Below are 14,470 nucleotides of genomic sequence, written 5' to 3' on the forward strand. Positions count from 1 at the left end.
TTCGGACAGGTATAATGAGTGAAGATAGGTGGAAGGGGTTGTGGGGACGTGGCGAACTGGATTTCAAGCCAACTGGCAAGACTCGATATACCGACGCCGTTCGAGGTCGGCAACGTAAACGTTTATGTCGTCGAACACATGAACCGTTTCTTTATGGTCGATTGCGGACCGGATACGGAAGAGGCGTGGACCTCATTGACGACACAACTGGCCGAGCTCGAGTTGACGCTCGCGGATATTGATTTTTTATTTTTGACGCACCATCATGCCGACCATGCGGGTCAGGCGTGGCGTCTGCGTGACGCCTCGATTCCCGTCTACGGACATGAGAAGCTCGTTCGCTATTTAGAACAGACACCGAACTTCATCAAACGGGGCAACCAGTTTTTGCACGATCTGGCGCACTGGTTCGGGACCCCGGAGACGATTGTGAACAAATTGCCCGATTATCGGGAGGCGCTGCGCTGGATCGGTCCGACGACTGTGACGATGACATTCGAGGATGGACAGGACGTGACGAGCGACGGGGCGTGGAAGACGATCCATCTGCCTGGGCATGCGAGTGACCAGCTCGGACTGCTCGGTCCGGGTGGCGTGTTAATCGCGGGCGACCATTTAATCGATGCGGTCGAACCGAACCCGCTCATCGAGCAGCCGTACGAAGAGGAAGGGTTCGCTTCGCCGGTCGTCCTGTATCTCGATTCACTGCGGAAATTGCAGTCGGTCGACTTGAAGCTCGTCGTGAGCGGGCATGGGGAACCGATTCACAAACCGCGTCCATTGATTGAGGCCCGCATCGCTCAGCGCTATGAGCGAAGTGAACTGCTCCTGAACGACTGGGTGGACGGCTTGAGCGTGTTCGATTGGTCGATGCGCCTGTATGGACGCAAGATGCGGCGGGCGATGCCGCTCGTCTTCAGTGAGGTGTTCGCCCGGTTGACGTTGCTCGAGGAACGTGGGCGCGTCGTTAAACAGTTGACGGATGGAAAATGGATTTATGTGAGAGTGGAGGACATCGTAGAATGAGACATATTGTCATCACGGGTGCGTCGAGCGGCTTTGGGGCCGCGCTGGCGCATTCTTTTTATGAGTCGGGTGCCCGATTGACGTTGATTGCACGGAACGAGGAGCGGTTGCGCGAACTCGGACAGAAGTTATCGGCCGATTGGATGGTAGCCGACGTCTGTACCGACTATGACACGCTCGTGGCCCAAGTCGAACGTACATATGGAGCAATCGACGTCTGGGTGAACAATGCCGGAATCGGCGAGTTCGACCGGGTCGTCGATCAAACGACCGACGTCATCGAGGAGACGATGCGCTTGAACGCGATCGCACCGATGTTGCTCGCGCGTGATTGTGCGCGAACGATGCGCCGTGGCAGTACGATCATCAACGTCTGCTCGCAAGCGGCAAAAGTCCCGACCCCAAAATCGGCCGTCTATGCCGGATCGAAAGCGGCGCTGCTCCAGTTCTCGAACGCGCTCCGGTTGGAACTGAAGCCGGTTGGAATTCATGTATTGACCGTCAACCCGGGACCGATTGCGACGCCGTTTTTTCTCCGGGCCGACAAGAGTGGACGTTACGAAGCGAGTGTGAAATCGATTATGCTCGATCCCAATCGTCTCGCGAAACGCGTCGTCGCGGCATGTGAGGCGTCGAAACGTGAAGTGAACGCCCCGTGGTGGATGGAACTTGGCGCGAAACTGTACGCAATGTGCCCGGTCATGTTCGAACGGCTCGCAAAACGGGGATTTGACAAAAAGTAAATGCGTCAACATAGAGAAAAAAGGGGGAGACACGATGCGCCGATTGAAACAGTTTGGCTTGATGCTGTCACTCATCTTCCTCGCTGCCTGCGGGACGACGCGCGCCGAAATCGCACCGACGTTCGAACAGGCGGCCGAAGAAGCGAAACAGTCGACGGTCAATTTTTATATGTGGGGAGGCGATGATGGCATCAATCGCTATATCGATGAGTATGTCGCGCCCCGCCTGAAAGAGACGTATGATGTCGAGTTGAACCGCGTCCCGATGGACACGGCCGAATTCGTGCGTCAATTGTCGCTCGACAAGCGGGCGAATCGAGAAGAAGGAACGATCGACCTCATGTGGATCAATGGAGACAATTTCCGTAACGCTGCCGAGGCGGATTTGTTGCAGGGTGACCTGCTCGGCAAAATCCCGAACGCCAAGTTATTGAACGAGGAAGCGCAAGCGACCGATGCGGGAACTCCGACTAACGGGCTCGAAGTCGCTTGGGGGAACGTGCAGTTCGTCATGCACTATGATGCGGACAAAGTCAAAAATCCGCCGACGACGTTCGACGAATTACATCGTTGGACCGAAGAAAATCCTGGCCGTTTCACGTATCCTGAAGTGACAGACTTCACAGGAAACGCGTTCGTCCGCCATCTGCTCTACGCCGAGTATGGGACTGCGGCCGGTGACGGTGAGATTCCAGACGAGTTCTGGGAGAAGCTTGCGACGTGGTCGCCGACCCTATGGAAACAAGGGACGACGTATCCGAAATCGCTGGCCCAGCTCGACCAGTTGTACGCCGCGGGTGACGTCTGGATGACGATGGGCTTCAATGAACGACGCGCCGAGGCCGAGCGTGAAAATGACGTGTTTCCTAGTGGTACACGGGCACTCGTGCTCGAACATTCGATTGCCTCGACGCATTTTCTCGCCGTTCCATTTAACGCCAAAAATCCGAACGGTGCGCTCGTGGTCATCAATGAGTTGTTGTCGCCCGAAGCCCAGCTCGCCAAACAAGACTCGACGTACTGGGGAGACGGGACGTCGCTCGATTTGACCAAACTCGATACGGCAGACCGTGACGCATTCTTAAAGCTCGATGAAGGTGTCACTTATCCTGACCCGGAACGTCTCGCCGAACGCTCGATCCCTGACTATGGGCCAGCCGTGATCGATGCGATTCGTGAGGAGTGGGACCGTGTCGCGAAGTAGTCTATGGCTTAGTCTGTTCGTTCTGGCATTACCGTTCACCGGTGTTGCTTTTCTGATTTACGAGACCATAGGGTTCGACTGGTCTGAATTGAACGACGCGGCGTGGCGTGCCAGTCTCGCCGTGTCGCTGTATGTGACAGTCGTTTCGACGGTCCTCTCACTTGTCATCGGGACGTGGCTCGCCCGTTCGGTGTATCGACATCGGTCGACGTGGCTCGCGTCACTTCTCAGGTGGCCGATGTTCATACCGCACGTCGCAGCCGCGTATTTATTTTATCTGTTGTTCTCAGGCGTCTTCCCATTCTATGGATTGATTGAGGCGAATGAACGCCACCATCTCGTCGTCATCTTCACGTATGTTTGGAAAGAAGTGCCGTTCGTGTTTTTGATGGTGATTGGGACGTATGCCCAATTGAATCGGGGTTATTTGGATATGGCGAAAACACTTCAACTCACGCCGTTTAAACAATTTAAAGTGGCGGAATGGCCATTCCTCGTTAAACCGCTCCTCGATTCGTTTTGGGTGCTCGTCGCTTTTATCTCGTTTGCCTATGAAGTGCCGGCCTTGTTAGGGGTCACCTTCCCTGAACTGCTCGGGGTACTCGCCTACGAACGATTAACGACCGGGTTGTTTTTAAATGCGTACGAGTCGTATGCGGTCGCCCTCATCTGGACGCTATTCATCTTTATTGGTGTCATTAGCTCCTATGCGGTGACGGCGAAACGACGACGACGTATCGAACGGGGGGTGAGACGATGAGTCGGATTCTCACCGCTGGCTTGATCCTGTTCCCATTCATCGGGCTGTTTTTGGCGTTCCCGGCCGCGTTCAGTTGGGATGAGGCGTTCGGAAACACGGTCATCTATGTCATCATCCTCGGCTTCATCAACGTATGGCTCGGTATCGGTACGGCTTGGTGGCTTATGTTCACCGAGTCGAGATGGAAAACTTCAGTCGAATGGTTCACGTTCCTTCCACTGTTCATCCCGGTCATGGCCAGCATGTTCGGCATGTATATCGCTTTGGCGCAACTCGGCCTTGTCGGCACGCACATTGGAGTTGGCCTCGTCCTGCTCGTCACGACGTTGCCGTATTCCATCCGGCTGGCATATAACGCCATGTATGTGATTGGCCGAACGCTTCTTGAACAGACGTTGATGCTCGCCCCGTGGACCCGGTTCGGTCTCGTGCTATTCCCGCTCTTGAAAGAGACGATTCGAACGATCGTCTTGTTCTCGACGGTTATCGTCTTGAGTCAATTCGTGCTCGTTCAATTGATCGGAGCGGGGCTCGTTCCGACGGTCACAACGCGGCTTTATCAGTCCTATGCAGGCAATGACGTCTCGCTGGCGTTACAGAATACATGGGTGCTCATCCTCGTTCCGGTCCTCCTCTATCTTGGGCTCGGCGGACTGTTCGGCATCTGGATTAGATTGGTGAAAGGACGGTTGCAATGAGCTTAGTATTATCAGGCGTTCATAAACGCTTTAAAGACCGTGACGTGTTACGCGGCATTGATCTAGAAATTCCGAACGGCGAGATTCATGCTCTCGTCGGCGTGAGCGGGTCCGGGAAGTCGACGTTGCTCCGCATCATTGCAGGATTAGAGACACACGACTCCGGGACAGTGACGTGGGAGAAGACGCCGCTTGACGGAGTGCCACCTCACTTGCGCCGGATCACGATGTTGTCGCAATCCCCGCTCTTGTTCCCACATTTGACGGTCGGGGAGAACGTGACACTCGCCACACCGAACCGATCGCGCCAAGAAGCAGAGACATGGCTCGCCCGCGTCCGGCTGCCTGGTCGCTATGACGCTGAGATTCACGAGCTTTCCGGCGGAGAACAACAACGCGTAAGCTTTTCCCGGGCACTCGCGGCTTCACCGCGGCTCATTCTGCTCGATGAGCCGTTCACGAACCTCGATCCCGAGCTCAAATACGAGTTGCAACGTTTGATTCGCGACCTCGTTCGTGAACTTGGATTGACGGCGCTCCTCGTGACGCATGACCGGGAAGAAGCGATGCTCGTCGCTGACCGGGTGACCCTGGTCGAAGCGGGGCTCGTCCGCGCGAGCGGCACCCCACAAGCGTTATCCGAGACGGAATCGACGTTCGGCGACTTTATCGAACTGGGTGGCAGTCTGTATCCCTCGCTTCATATCGAGGTGACGGACTCCCCGACGGACGAGACGGTCGTGCTGATCCGGTCGTTCACGCGATTCGGGCATCGTCTCGGCGAATATCGCCGCGGCCAGGGGGACTACGTCATCTTGCCACGGGATGAATCGTTCCGAGACGGTGAGACGTATTATTTACGTAAGAGACAAGGAGGAATATGATGTTAGACACATACGGTAGCCGGTTCGTTCGTCCCGTCATCGAACGTGGGGCCGATCGGCTCTTGAAATGGAAGTTCACCCCGAATGAGGTGACCGTCCTCGGGGGCATCATCGGCGTTTCGGTCGGTCTCTTCATTTACAACGACATGCTGTGGACGGCCGTCTTGCTATTATGGGTGTCCGGTCTGTTCGACGTCCTCGATGGGACGATGGCGCGTCGCTCGCAAAAAACTAGCTTCGGGACGGTACTCGATCTCGTGTTCGACCGCATCGTCGAGATTGCCGTCGTCATCGCGCTCGCCTTACGCCATCCGGAGCATATGCCGGTCTTTCTGCTGTTGCTCGGGTCGTTCGTCGTGGCGATGACATTGTTCCTCGCCGTTGGGGCGAGCAGCTCCCGTCGTTCGGAGAAGTCGTTTTATTACCAACCTGGTATTTTAGAACGGACGGAATGCTTCATCTTGTTCACGCTCATGATTTTATTCCCGACATGGATTGGCGTCATCGCGACGATTTTCCTCGTCCTTGAAGTGTCGACCATTTTACAGCGGTTGTTAGAAGCGCGGCGGATTTTACGATGAAGCCGCGTCTCGTCCTCGTCGGACTCGGTCACGGGCAACTTGAGATTCTCGCTCGGCTCGACGCGCTCCATGAACGGTATAACGTCCAGTATATCGGGGGACGCGAAACGATATACACGGGCGCGTTCCCGCAAGTGATCGCCGGGGAGATGGAATCGGCGACGACACGGTTGCGCCCTGATGTCACGCCGGTCGCCAATCGCCTCATCGGGCTCGATCCGGATGCCCGAATCGTCGAGACCGAACACGGGCAAGTCGGATATGATCTCCTCGTGCTCGCGACCGGTGCGAAAAGTCGTGGACTCGGGACGGGCCTCAAACCGATGACGTCATATGTGTTGGACGACATTGTCAACAGTGAGGCGGTCACCGTCGTCGGCGGTGGCAAGGCCGGGGTCGAGCTCGCCTTCGCATGCATCCGACAAAAGCGACGCGTGACATTGTATGCGCGTCGCCTGTTGCCTGAACTCCCACGGCGCGTCGCTCAGCGTATGGCACGTCGTCTCGTCCGGAGCGGCGTGACGATCATCCTGGGCCCGTTCCAACCCGGACAAGGGGACGGACTCGTCTTGGATGCGACCGGTGTCGTCGCCGATGACTGGTGGTCAGCGGCCGGACTGGCGGAAGAAGCGGCGTTCATCGAGACCGAAGACGATTTGCGGCACCCGGTCTATCGCGATATCTTTGTTACGGGCGATATGGCGGCCCAGTTGAACGGAGGCGTCGATGCCGTCCGCTCGGGGCGACACGTCGCACGTCTGCTGCTGGGCACAAAGCGGCCGTTCAAATCACGGACATCGCTCAACATCTTGCTGACGACTCCGGGACAAGCACTCTTGACGTACGGGAAGTTGACGTGGCACGGGCGGTTACCGTTTTGGTTGAAACGGACAATCGACCGACGCTACGTCGAACGATTTACTTGAAAGAACGAAAAAAGACGACCATGACGGTCGTCTTTTTATTTAGTCGTTCAACGTATCGAGGAACGAGCGGATTTGCATCTCTGTCTTGGCGTTCGCCGAGTGGAGATGCTCTTGTTTGACGCCTTCTTTATAGAAGAGAAGCGAGGGAATGCCCCGTACTTCTTGCGCGTCCGACAGTTCCGGCAATTCGTCGCGGTCGACGACGAACCAGTTGAACTGTGGGTAGTCTTTGACGAGCTCGTCGACGTACATGTCGAGTCGACGGCAGTCAGGGCACCATGACGTCGTGAAGACGACCATGCCTTTATCTTGAATGGCTTCTTGGAATTGCTGATCGGATTGAATCGGTTTCATAAAAAATCTCTCCCTTCACGTATATTGTCTGTGTAATCGCAATGGGCGTCAACCGATTGGCATTCTCGGTCGCGCTGCAATATGTGATACACTAATAAAAATAGAACCGCAAGGGATAGGTGATGGTTATGGCGTTACGTCATGCACTACTCGGGTTATTGACCCATCAACCCGCTACCGGCTATGCCTTGAACGCGACGTTCAAAGCGCAAATGATTCATTTTTGGCACGCCCATCATACACAGATTTACCGTGAACTGTTAAAAATGGAAGACGAAGCACTCGTCTCCTCTGAGCATGTGGCCCAACATGATTTACCGGACAAAAAGATTTACTCGATCACCGACACGGGACGTCAAGAGTTGATCGACTGGTTGCGGCAACCGACCTCGTACCAACCGAAAATGAAAGACGAGAACTTGCTCCGGGTCAGCCTGTTGCAGTTGCTCCCGCTCGACGAGGCGATTCGCTACGTCGAAGAGACGAAAGCGCATCACGAGCAAGTCGCCCATCAAATCCGGGCGTTTCAAGCGGCCCATCAGTCCGAGGCCGATACGCTCGGCTATTTACTGACGAGCGAGTATGCGATTCGGATGATGGAAAACTACGCCGGTTGGGCCGATTGGGCCATCGAACAAATGAAACAACGTGACACCGATGCGACCTGACGTTCAGGTCGCATGTTTTGTGTAGGGGTGAATAGGCAGCCGTGCCAACAGCTCATCAAGTTTGTCCGAATCGACGTCGGCTTGATTGGCGGCAATCAATTCGTTCAATTGATCGACCGAAGAGGCACCCGGCAGGACGACGGCACACGTTCGTTTCGCGGCGGCAAGGGCGTAAGCTTGAATCGGCGTCGGGATCGTCGGCAACACGTCGCGTAACTCTGATGCAGTCCATGCTTCGAAGCCTTTGTCCGTCAAGCGCTCGGACCACTCGGCGGTCAATAGTCCTTTGGCGAGCGGTCCGCGCCCGACAATCGGGATGTCGAGGTCGAGTGATTCGACGCGACGATCGAGCAACGAATAGGGCGTCATCAAGACGTCGAGTTCACCGTGCTCGAGCCAATAGTGAATGACGTTCGGACGAATCGAGGACAGTCCGATTTGTCGGACGACCCCGGCTTGTTTTTGCCGGCGCATGAAGGCGATTGTCTCATCGAGGTCGTCCTCGATCGTGCCGCCATGGACGTAATATAAATCCAAATAGTCAGTCTGGAGACGTTCGAGCGAATCGGCGAGCGCCTGCTCCAAATACGCGGCGCTCGGATCCCAGCGCATCCCATCCTCCGTTCGCACGTTCCCGCCCTTGCTCGTCAAGAACAGTTCGTCCCGGCGTCCGGCAAACGTCGAACCGACTAGACGTTCCACCTTGAAGTGATCGTAGACGTCGGCCGTATCGAAATGCCGAATCCCAGCGTCGTAGGCGGCCTCTAGAATCCGACGACCTTCTGCTTCCCCGTGTTTTAAAATCGACATGGTTCCTAATCCTAACTCTGCCATTGATAATTCCTCCTTGTTCCGTCTGACGATATGAATCATAATCACAGTATATAGGAAAAGTGAGGGGTACATACAAATGGAAGAGAAAACGATTGAACGGGAAGTCATTTACGAAGGAAAGATCTTTAACGTTGAGAAACACGTCGTCTCGCTCCCGAACGGAGGGACCTCGGTCCGTGAACTCGTCTACCATAACGGGGCCGTCGCCGTCCTCGTCGTCGATGAAGACGATCGCATCGTCCTCGTCGAGCAGTACCGGAAAGCGTTTGAATCGATGTCACTCGAGATTCCGGCCGGTAAATTAGAAGTCGGTGAGGAACCGCTCGCGAGCGCGAAGCGCGAACTCGAAGAAGAGACCGGTTATACGGCCGAGACGCTCGAAAAAATCTTCTCATTTTACGGGGCACCCGGTTTTTGTAGTGAACGGGTCGATGTCTATGTCGCCCACGGCTTGACGGCCGGTACGATGAACCTTGATGAGGACGAGTTTTTACAAGTCCAACGCTTCACGTTCGACGAGGCGGTCGACTTGCTGGCGAGTGGACGCATCACTGACGCGAAGACGATTATGGCGATTCAGTGGTGGCAATTATCTAAATTAAAATGATTCTAAACTAGAGTGAGTTATGTTACACTTACATAGGAATCATTTTAATTTGAAAAACCGGACGAACTTCGGTATGCTTTGAATAGTGAATTATGCTAAGAGGGGGCGCCTTATGGAAACGCGAATTGAACGGATCAAACAGCAATTGAGCGCCAAAGGATATAAATTGACACCGCAACGAGAATCAACTGTCCGGATTCTACTTGAGAATGAGACGGACCATTTGAGCGCAGAGAACGTGTTCATGCTCGTTAAAAGCATCGCACCAGAAATCGGGCTCGCGACCGTCTATCGGACGCTGGAGCTATTGACGGAGCTCGGTGTCGTCGACAAAGTCAACTTCGGTGACGGCGTCGCCCGTTTCGACCTCAGACCAGAAGGCGCGAACCATTCGCACCATCATCTCGTCTGTGTCGAGTGCGGTTCGGTCGAGGAGATCATGGAAGACTTGCTCGTCGACGTCGAGAAGAAAGTCGAAAGCAAATACGAATTTTTAATCAAAGATCATCGCTTGACGTTTCACGGCATCTGTAAAGTTTGCCAAGCCAAAGGCGTCACGCTCGAGGGTCATAAAGCAGTCATCAACGGATAAAGCAAGACAGGCAGCCCCTCAAAGGCTGCCTGTCTTTTGTATGTCGTCACGTCGTCAAGTAACGGGACAAGACGGTGGCGATCCCGTCTTCATTGTTCGATGTCGTCACTTCCGTGGCGATGGTCAAGATGTCCTCGACGGCGTTGCCCATGGCGACGCCGATGCCGGCATACTCGATGATCGACCGGTCGTTATGCCCGTCACCGAACGCGATGACATGCTCGCGGTCAATCCCAATCTCCCGGAACACATGATTAAGTGCCCGGGCCTTGTCGATTCCGAGATCCGTGAACTCATAGTACATGGCGGCCGTGAACATGCCCGTTACGCGGTCCGTGAACGGTGCTGCGAGCGACGCGGCATGGGCCTGTAGATAGTCAGGTTGTCCCGCGACGAGAATCTTATAGACGGGGAAATGGATGGCGTCGGCGAGACGGGGTGCTTCTCGTAATCGGAACCGACCGCCGCGCGACTCATATTCGATGATATTGAACGGCTTACCATTTAACTCGAGCATGCCGCTAAAGACATCATTGACATACATATACGTCTCGTCATTGATCATCGGAATGACGTCGAAGCCGGTCAAATGATCCAAAATGGCACGAGCGTCGTTCGGATGAATCGCCTGTTCGAACAATGTTTCATTCGTCGCAGCATCCGTGACGCACGCCCCGTTCGAGGAGACGATGAGTCCCCCGTATTCATGCAGTCTGAGCTCTTCGGCGAACGGTTCGATGCCCCGTTTCGGCCGGCCGGAGGCGAGTACGACTTTTTTGCCTTCCGCCTGGAGGTCGAGCAATATCTGTTTCGTGCGCGGTGAAATCATCTTCTGGTCGGTCAATAACGTTCCGTCAAGGTCGAGTAAAATCGCCTGAATCATCGTCTCATCTCCTTAAATCGTCAATTCAAGTTTATTTTGTTCGGGGTCGAGCAGGACACTTTCATAATAACCGTCTCCCGTCGTCCGCGGTCCGTCGATGAGCGGATACCCGTCGACTTCTAGTCGTCGTGTCAACGCATCGACCGCCTCTTTGCTACCGAGCGCGAACGCGATATGCGCGTAGCCGATCGTTTCGCGTGGTGTGCCTTGGACGTCCGGGCGTCGCATCAACTCGAGCCGGCATGTCGAATCAGGGAACGTCAGAAAATAGGATTCGAACTGTTTTTGTTCGTTCGTATACTTGTCGTTCGCAGTTGCCCCGAGGTACGTCTCGTAGAAGCGGCGCATCGGTTCGAGGTCGTTCACCCATATGGCGATGTGTTCGATTTTCATGTGAGTTCCTCCTTTGATGGTTGGTGCATGATCGAGTTCAAGCGTTCCGTGTTCAAGAGCATCCCGAGCATAATCAAGACGGTCACGAGCGGGAATAGGCCGAGCGACGTCTGAGACACGATGAGTCCGAATAGCGGTGGCAGGAACGTGCTGCCCGTGTAGGCGAACGCCATCTGGAAGCCCATCAACCGTTTTGCCCGTTCCTTCCCGAACCGCTGCGGCGTCTCATGAAGCATGCTCGGGTAAATCGGGGCCAAGCCTAGCCCGATACAAATCAATCCGATCAACATCGCTCCGGTCGCCGGAATGAGAAACACGAGGCTACCGATTAAAGCGAAGGTTTGCCCGAGCCGAATCATTTGTCGATTCGTGAAGCGGAACGAGAGGAACCCGCTCAGGAAGCGACCGAGCGTGATGCTGCCGTAATAGATTGAAACCCACGTCGCGGCCGTCGCGACAGAGAACTGTTTCATCTGGACGAGATAACTGCTGGCCCACAGGCCGATGAGCGCCTCAATCCCACAATAGAGCAGGAACGTGGCCAGCGCATACGAGAGGCCTTTCGGCATCTTTCGTTCGAGCGCGGCCGCAGCCGTCTCTTGTCGTTCGAGCGTGGAGGGCTCCGTTTTGATTTCGCGCTTCCAAAGCGGGAACGACAGGAGCAGGAGGAAGGCGAGCGCGAACTGAATCAACGCGACGATTAAATAGCCGTCACGCCAACCGCTCTCCGTCAAGACACCGGCCATGACGAGCGGTCCGCCCGTCGCTCCGACGCCCCAGAAACAATGGAGCCAGTTCATATGGTGCGCCTGATAGTTTTCTGCGACGTAATGGTTGAGCGCGGCATCGACCGCCCCGGCACCAAGTCCGAGTGGAATCGATAGGACGAACAGCCAAATCAAGGACGGGGCCGCGTAAAAGCCGAGCAGGCACATTGCCGTCACGAGTCCGGAGCCGAACGTGACTTGCTTCGTATCGAAACGTTCGAGCAACCTACCGCTGAGTAGGCTCGATAAAATCGTGCCTGCAGCAATGGTCATAAAAATCCATCCGGCCATCGAGATCGGGGCGTTGAACTCGACGTGCATCAACGGCCAACTGACACCGAGCAAGGCGTCGGGCAGGCCAAGACTGATAAAGGCAATGTAAATCACGGTCAATAATAAAAATCCTGTCATAGTTCACCTCTTCAAATCGATTCAAGGATCAACCCGACGCAACGTCGAGCTAAGCCTGCGAAATAATCTTCCTCCCATATGCCGATCAATAAATCTGGGGTGTGAGCCGCCGGAATATGACGCTGGCAGGCGTTCCGAATCCCCTCCAACTCGGTATCGACGAGATCGACGTCCGAAAAAATGATGGCGTGTGGATTGAGCGTCGCGGTGAAGGTCGCGACGAGCCGACCGAGCGCATCGAGCGCGGCGTCCGACAATGGGACCGGGGCCGACCGCTCACTCGCTATCCGGTCATGAAACGTCGAGTCGTCATAGAGCGGTAGAAACGAGATCTCCCCGCTGAACCCGGTCTTTCCACGGATGAGCTGTCCGTTGATGAGTATCCCGGCACCGGGTCCGTTTTTTCCCAGATAGATGTAGACGATTGACTGGTCGCCAGTGAGTTCGTGCGTGTGTCCGTATCCATAGACAGCCGCGTTCATGTCGTTCTCGATGACGGCAGGGCGAGCGGTGCGTGACTCGACCCAATGTTTTAAGTCGAGGTGTGCGAACGTCGTATAGTCCGGGGCGAAGATGACCGTCCCGTCCGCGACGGCCGCCGCGACACCGATGGAGATCGCACTCACGTCGGAGGTCTGGTCCAACTGTCGATCGAGTACCGCACCGAGCGCACCAAGGTGGTCCCCGTCTAGAATCATTTGCGTCCCGTCGTCAATCGTTGCGCCCTTGCAATCGATGAGACGATAGCGGACGACCGTCTTCTCGACGTATAGCGTCAATCCGTGCGTGAACCGCTCATTATAGATGTAACGTTTGGCAGGGCGTCCGCCGCGTGAGTCCTCAAATCCGTGTTCGAACACTTCACCGGCTTGCATCAACTGCTCTAACTGCTTCTTGACGGTCGGAAAGCTGAGCCGGGTCGCCTCCGAGATGGCGGCGACGGTCGAGCGGCCGTTCAAGACGAGTTGCCGTCTGACGGCGACCGTCAGATTAGTAGTGGTCTGGTCCATGGACGACTCCTTCCTAACTTTTTAAATTGGTTTAATAAGTCGACTTGAGTGTATCAAATTGTGACGAGATTCGTAAGCCCCCAATCGGAAGGAAAGCGTAAAAACCTCACCAAAATCCGTCACAAAAAAGCTTTAAAAAAAATGAGGTCAGACGTCTTCACAACGGTTTACATAAGTGATATGATGTAAGCGTATTCAGGTGTAACGAGAAAGGAGGGGGATGTCATGCGTTCGCAAGTCGAGTCATTTTTGCAGTACATGACGGTAGAAAAACGAATGTCAACGAACACGAGACAAGCCTATGCGAGCGATTTGACCCAGTACTTATCGACGTTGACCCAACTCGGGGTGACCGAATGGAATGAAGTCACGCGGGCACATATCGTCAAGCATATGGAAGAGTTGTCGCAAGCCGGTCGGGCCGCCTCATCATTGCGGAGGGCCGTCAGTTCGATTCGGACGTTCCATCATCATTTAAAGATGACGGGTGGGGCAACGACTGACCCGGCGCTCTATTTAGAGACGCCGAAAGCAGAGCGCCATCTGCCGGACACGTGGTCGCAAGACGAAGTCGAGCGGTTACTCGACAGCGTTCCGACGTCAGACCCGCTTGCGCTGCGCGATCGGGCCATGCTCGAACTGCTCTACGGCACGGGCATGCGCGTCAGTGAACTTCTTGGGCTCGATTTGGATGATTTACAGTTCGAATTGGGGTATCTACAGTGTGAAGGCAAAGGCGAGAGTGCCCGGATTATCCCGGTGTCATCGGTCGCCCAGAGTTTTGTCGAACGCTATATCCAGCAGGCGCGTAACGGGCTCGGTGGTCGGGAGACCGAGGCGTTGTTCTTGAACGGACGTGGCGGCCGGCTCAGTCGTCAAGGATTCTGGAAGATGATTAAACGACGGGCCAAAGAGGCTGGCATTCAAAAAGAGATCACGCCGCACGTACTCCGGCATTCGTTCGCGACACACTTGCTTGAGAACGGCGCCGACCTTCGGGCCATTCAACAGATGCTCGGGCATGCAGACCTCTCCACGACTCAAATTTACACACATGTCAATAAGGCACGACTTCATGATGTCTATCGAAAACATCACCCGCGTGCGTAACGACACCAAAGGAGGAACT

18 protein-coding genes are annotated in these 14,470 nt (G+C 55.1%); 12 read left to right on the top strand and 6 right to left on the bottom strand.

The annotated features are described in order from the left end of the window. The first annotated feature begins 48 nt into the window (after positions 1–48). Genes KNP82_RS05635 through KNP82_RS05670 form a run of 8 tightly spaced genes read left to right on the top strand, consistent with a single transcriptional unit; the run spans position 49 to position 6,822 of the window. Positions 49–1,026 (top strand): MBL fold metallo-hydrolase, encoded by a 978-nt coding sequence (locus KNP82_RS05635; RefSeq protein ID WP_131471236.1) that lies wholly within the window; start codon positions 49–51, stop codon positions 1,024–1,026. Beyond that, the gene (locus KNP82_RS05640; RefSeq protein WP_131471235.1) at positions 1,023–1,769 is read left to right on the top strand and encodes an SDR family NAD(P)-dependent oxidoreductase; all 747 of its coding nucleotides are present in this window, start codon (positions 1,023–1,025) and stop codon (positions 1,767–1,769) included. The genes KNP82_RS05635 and KNP82_RS05640 overlap by 4 nt, the downstream gene beginning before the upstream one ends. Before the next feature lie 34 nt (positions 1,770–1,803). Then, the gene (locus tag KNP82_RS05645; protein ID WP_131471234.1) at positions 1,804–2,973 is read left to right on the top strand and encodes an ABC transporter substrate-binding protein; all 1,170 of its coding nucleotides are present in this window, start codon (positions 1,804–1,806) and stop codon (positions 2,971–2,973) included. Continuing rightward, on the top strand, positions 2,960–3,733 hold the full coding sequence (locus KNP82_RS05650) for an ABC transporter permease subunit (protein ID WP_131471233.1): 774 nt from the start codon (positions 2,960–2,962) through the stop codon (positions 3,731–3,733). Before KNP82_RS05645 ends, KNP82_RS05650 begins: the two co-directional genes overlap by 14 nt. Further along, the gene (locus KNP82_RS05655) at positions 3,730–4,431 is read left to right on the top strand and encodes an ABC transporter permease (protein ID WP_021067647.1); all 702 of its coding nucleotides are present in this window, start codon (positions 3,730–3,732) and stop codon (positions 4,429–4,431) included. Before KNP82_RS05650 ends, KNP82_RS05655 begins: the two co-directional genes overlap by 4 nt. Then, on the top strand, positions 4,428–5,315 hold the full coding sequence (locus tag KNP82_RS05660) for an ABC transporter ATP-binding protein (protein WP_214827287.1): 888 nt from the start codon (positions 4,428–4,430) through the stop codon (positions 5,313–5,315). Before KNP82_RS05655 ends, KNP82_RS05660 begins: the two co-directional genes overlap by 4 nt. Then, the gene (locus KNP82_RS05665; protein ID WP_021067645.1) at positions 5,315–5,896 is read left to right on the top strand and encodes a CDP-alcohol phosphatidyltransferase family protein; all 582 of its coding nucleotides are present in this window, start codon (positions 5,315–5,317) and stop codon (positions 5,894–5,896) included. Before KNP82_RS05660 ends, KNP82_RS05665 begins: the two co-directional genes overlap by 1 nt. Next, positions 5,893–6,822 carry an NAD(P)/FAD-dependent oxidoreductase gene (locus KNP82_RS05670; protein WP_214827289.1) on the top strand — a complete coding sequence of 310 codons (930 nt, stop codon included), beginning with the start codon at positions 5,893–5,895 and terminating at the stop codon, positions 6,820–6,822. The genes KNP82_RS05665 and KNP82_RS05670 overlap by 4 nt, the downstream gene beginning before the upstream one ends. A 39-nt stretch (positions 6,823–6,861) precedes the next feature. Here the strand turns inward: KNP82_RS05670 and KNP82_RS05675 are convergent, their stop codons facing one another. After that, on the bottom strand, positions 6,862–7,176 hold the full coding sequence (locus KNP82_RS05675) for a thioredoxin family protein (RefSeq protein WP_214827291.1): 315 nt from the start codon (positions 7,174–7,176) through the stop codon (positions 6,862–6,864). A 128-nt stretch (positions 7,177–7,304) separates the two neighbouring features. On the opposite strand from KNP82_RS05675, the gene KNP82_RS05680 reads away from it, so the two are divergent. Then, a complete protein-coding gene (locus KNP82_RS05680; RefSeq protein ID WP_021067642.1) occupies positions 7,305–7,844 on the top strand; it encodes a PadR family transcriptional regulator in 540 nt (179 codons plus the stop codon). Positions 7,845–7,847: 3 nt separating this feature from the next. On the opposite strand, the gene KNP82_RS05685 is transcribed toward KNP82_RS05680, so the two are convergent. Beyond that, complete coding sequence (locus tag KNP82_RS05685; protein WP_214827293.1) at positions 7,848–8,678, bottom strand: aldo/keto reductase; 831 nt, start codon at positions 8,676–8,678, stop codon at positions 7,848–7,850. A 76-nt stretch (positions 8,679–8,754) separates the two neighbouring features. On the opposite strand from KNP82_RS05685, the gene KNP82_RS05690 reads away from it, so the two are divergent. Both KNP82_RS05690 and fur read left to right on the top strand, forming a co-directional pair. Then, positions 8,755–9,285, top strand: a complete 531-nt coding sequence (locus KNP82_RS05690) for an NUDIX domain-containing protein (RefSeq protein ID WP_021067640.1) — start codon at positions 8,755–8,757, stop codon at positions 9,283–9,285. Positions 9,286–9,397: 112 nt separating this feature from the next. After that, positions 9,398–9,877: a ferric iron uptake transcriptional regulator gene (gene fur / locus KNP82_RS05695; RefSeq protein ID WP_016509373.1), complete on the top strand. Its 480-nt coding sequence runs from the start codon at positions 9,398–9,400 to the stop codon at positions 9,875–9,877. Between the two features lie 46 nt (positions 9,878–9,923). On the opposite strand, the gene KNP82_RS05700 is transcribed toward fur, so the two are convergent. From KNP82_RS05700 to KNP82_RS05715, 4 genes are read right to left on the bottom strand one after another with little or no spacing between them, the layout of a single operon-like run. Continuing rightward, positions 9,924–10,760, bottom strand: coding sequence for a Cof-type HAD-IIB family hydrolase (locus KNP82_RS05700; RefSeq protein ID WP_214827295.1), 837 nt, complete (start codon positions 10,758–10,760; stop codon positions 9,924–9,926). Between the two features lie 12 nt (positions 10,761–10,772). Further along, complete coding sequence (locus KNP82_RS05705) at positions 10,773–11,153, bottom strand: VOC family protein (protein ID WP_021067638.1); 381 nt, start codon at positions 11,151–11,153, stop codon at positions 10,773–10,775. Further along, positions 11,150–12,331 (bottom strand): MFS transporter, encoded by a 1,182-nt coding sequence (locus tag KNP82_RS05710; RefSeq protein WP_214827297.1) that lies wholly within the window; start codon positions 12,329–12,331, stop codon positions 11,150–11,152. The genes KNP82_RS05705 and KNP82_RS05710 overlap by 4 nt, the downstream gene beginning before the upstream one ends. Positions 12,332–12,342: 11 nt before the next feature. Beyond that, positions 12,343–13,341, bottom strand: a complete 999-nt coding sequence (locus tag KNP82_RS05715) for an ROK family transcriptional regulator (RefSeq protein ID WP_214827300.1) — start codon at positions 13,339–13,341, stop codon at positions 12,343–12,345. A 225-nt stretch (positions 13,342–13,566) separates the two neighbouring features. On the opposite strand from KNP82_RS05715, the gene xerD reads away from it, so the two are divergent. Beyond that, complete coding sequence (xerD, locus tag KNP82_RS05720; RefSeq protein WP_021067635.1) at positions 13,567–14,451, top strand: site-specific tyrosine recombinase XerD; 885 nt, start codon at positions 13,567–13,569, stop codon at positions 14,449–14,451. Positions 14,452–14,470 lie beyond the last annotated feature (19 nt).

This window comes from Exiguobacterium sp. s26, from assembly GCF_018618235.1.
Lineage (GTDB): Bacteria > Bacillota > Bacilli > Exiguobacteriales > Exiguobacteriaceae > Exiguobacterium > Exiguobacterium chiriqhucha.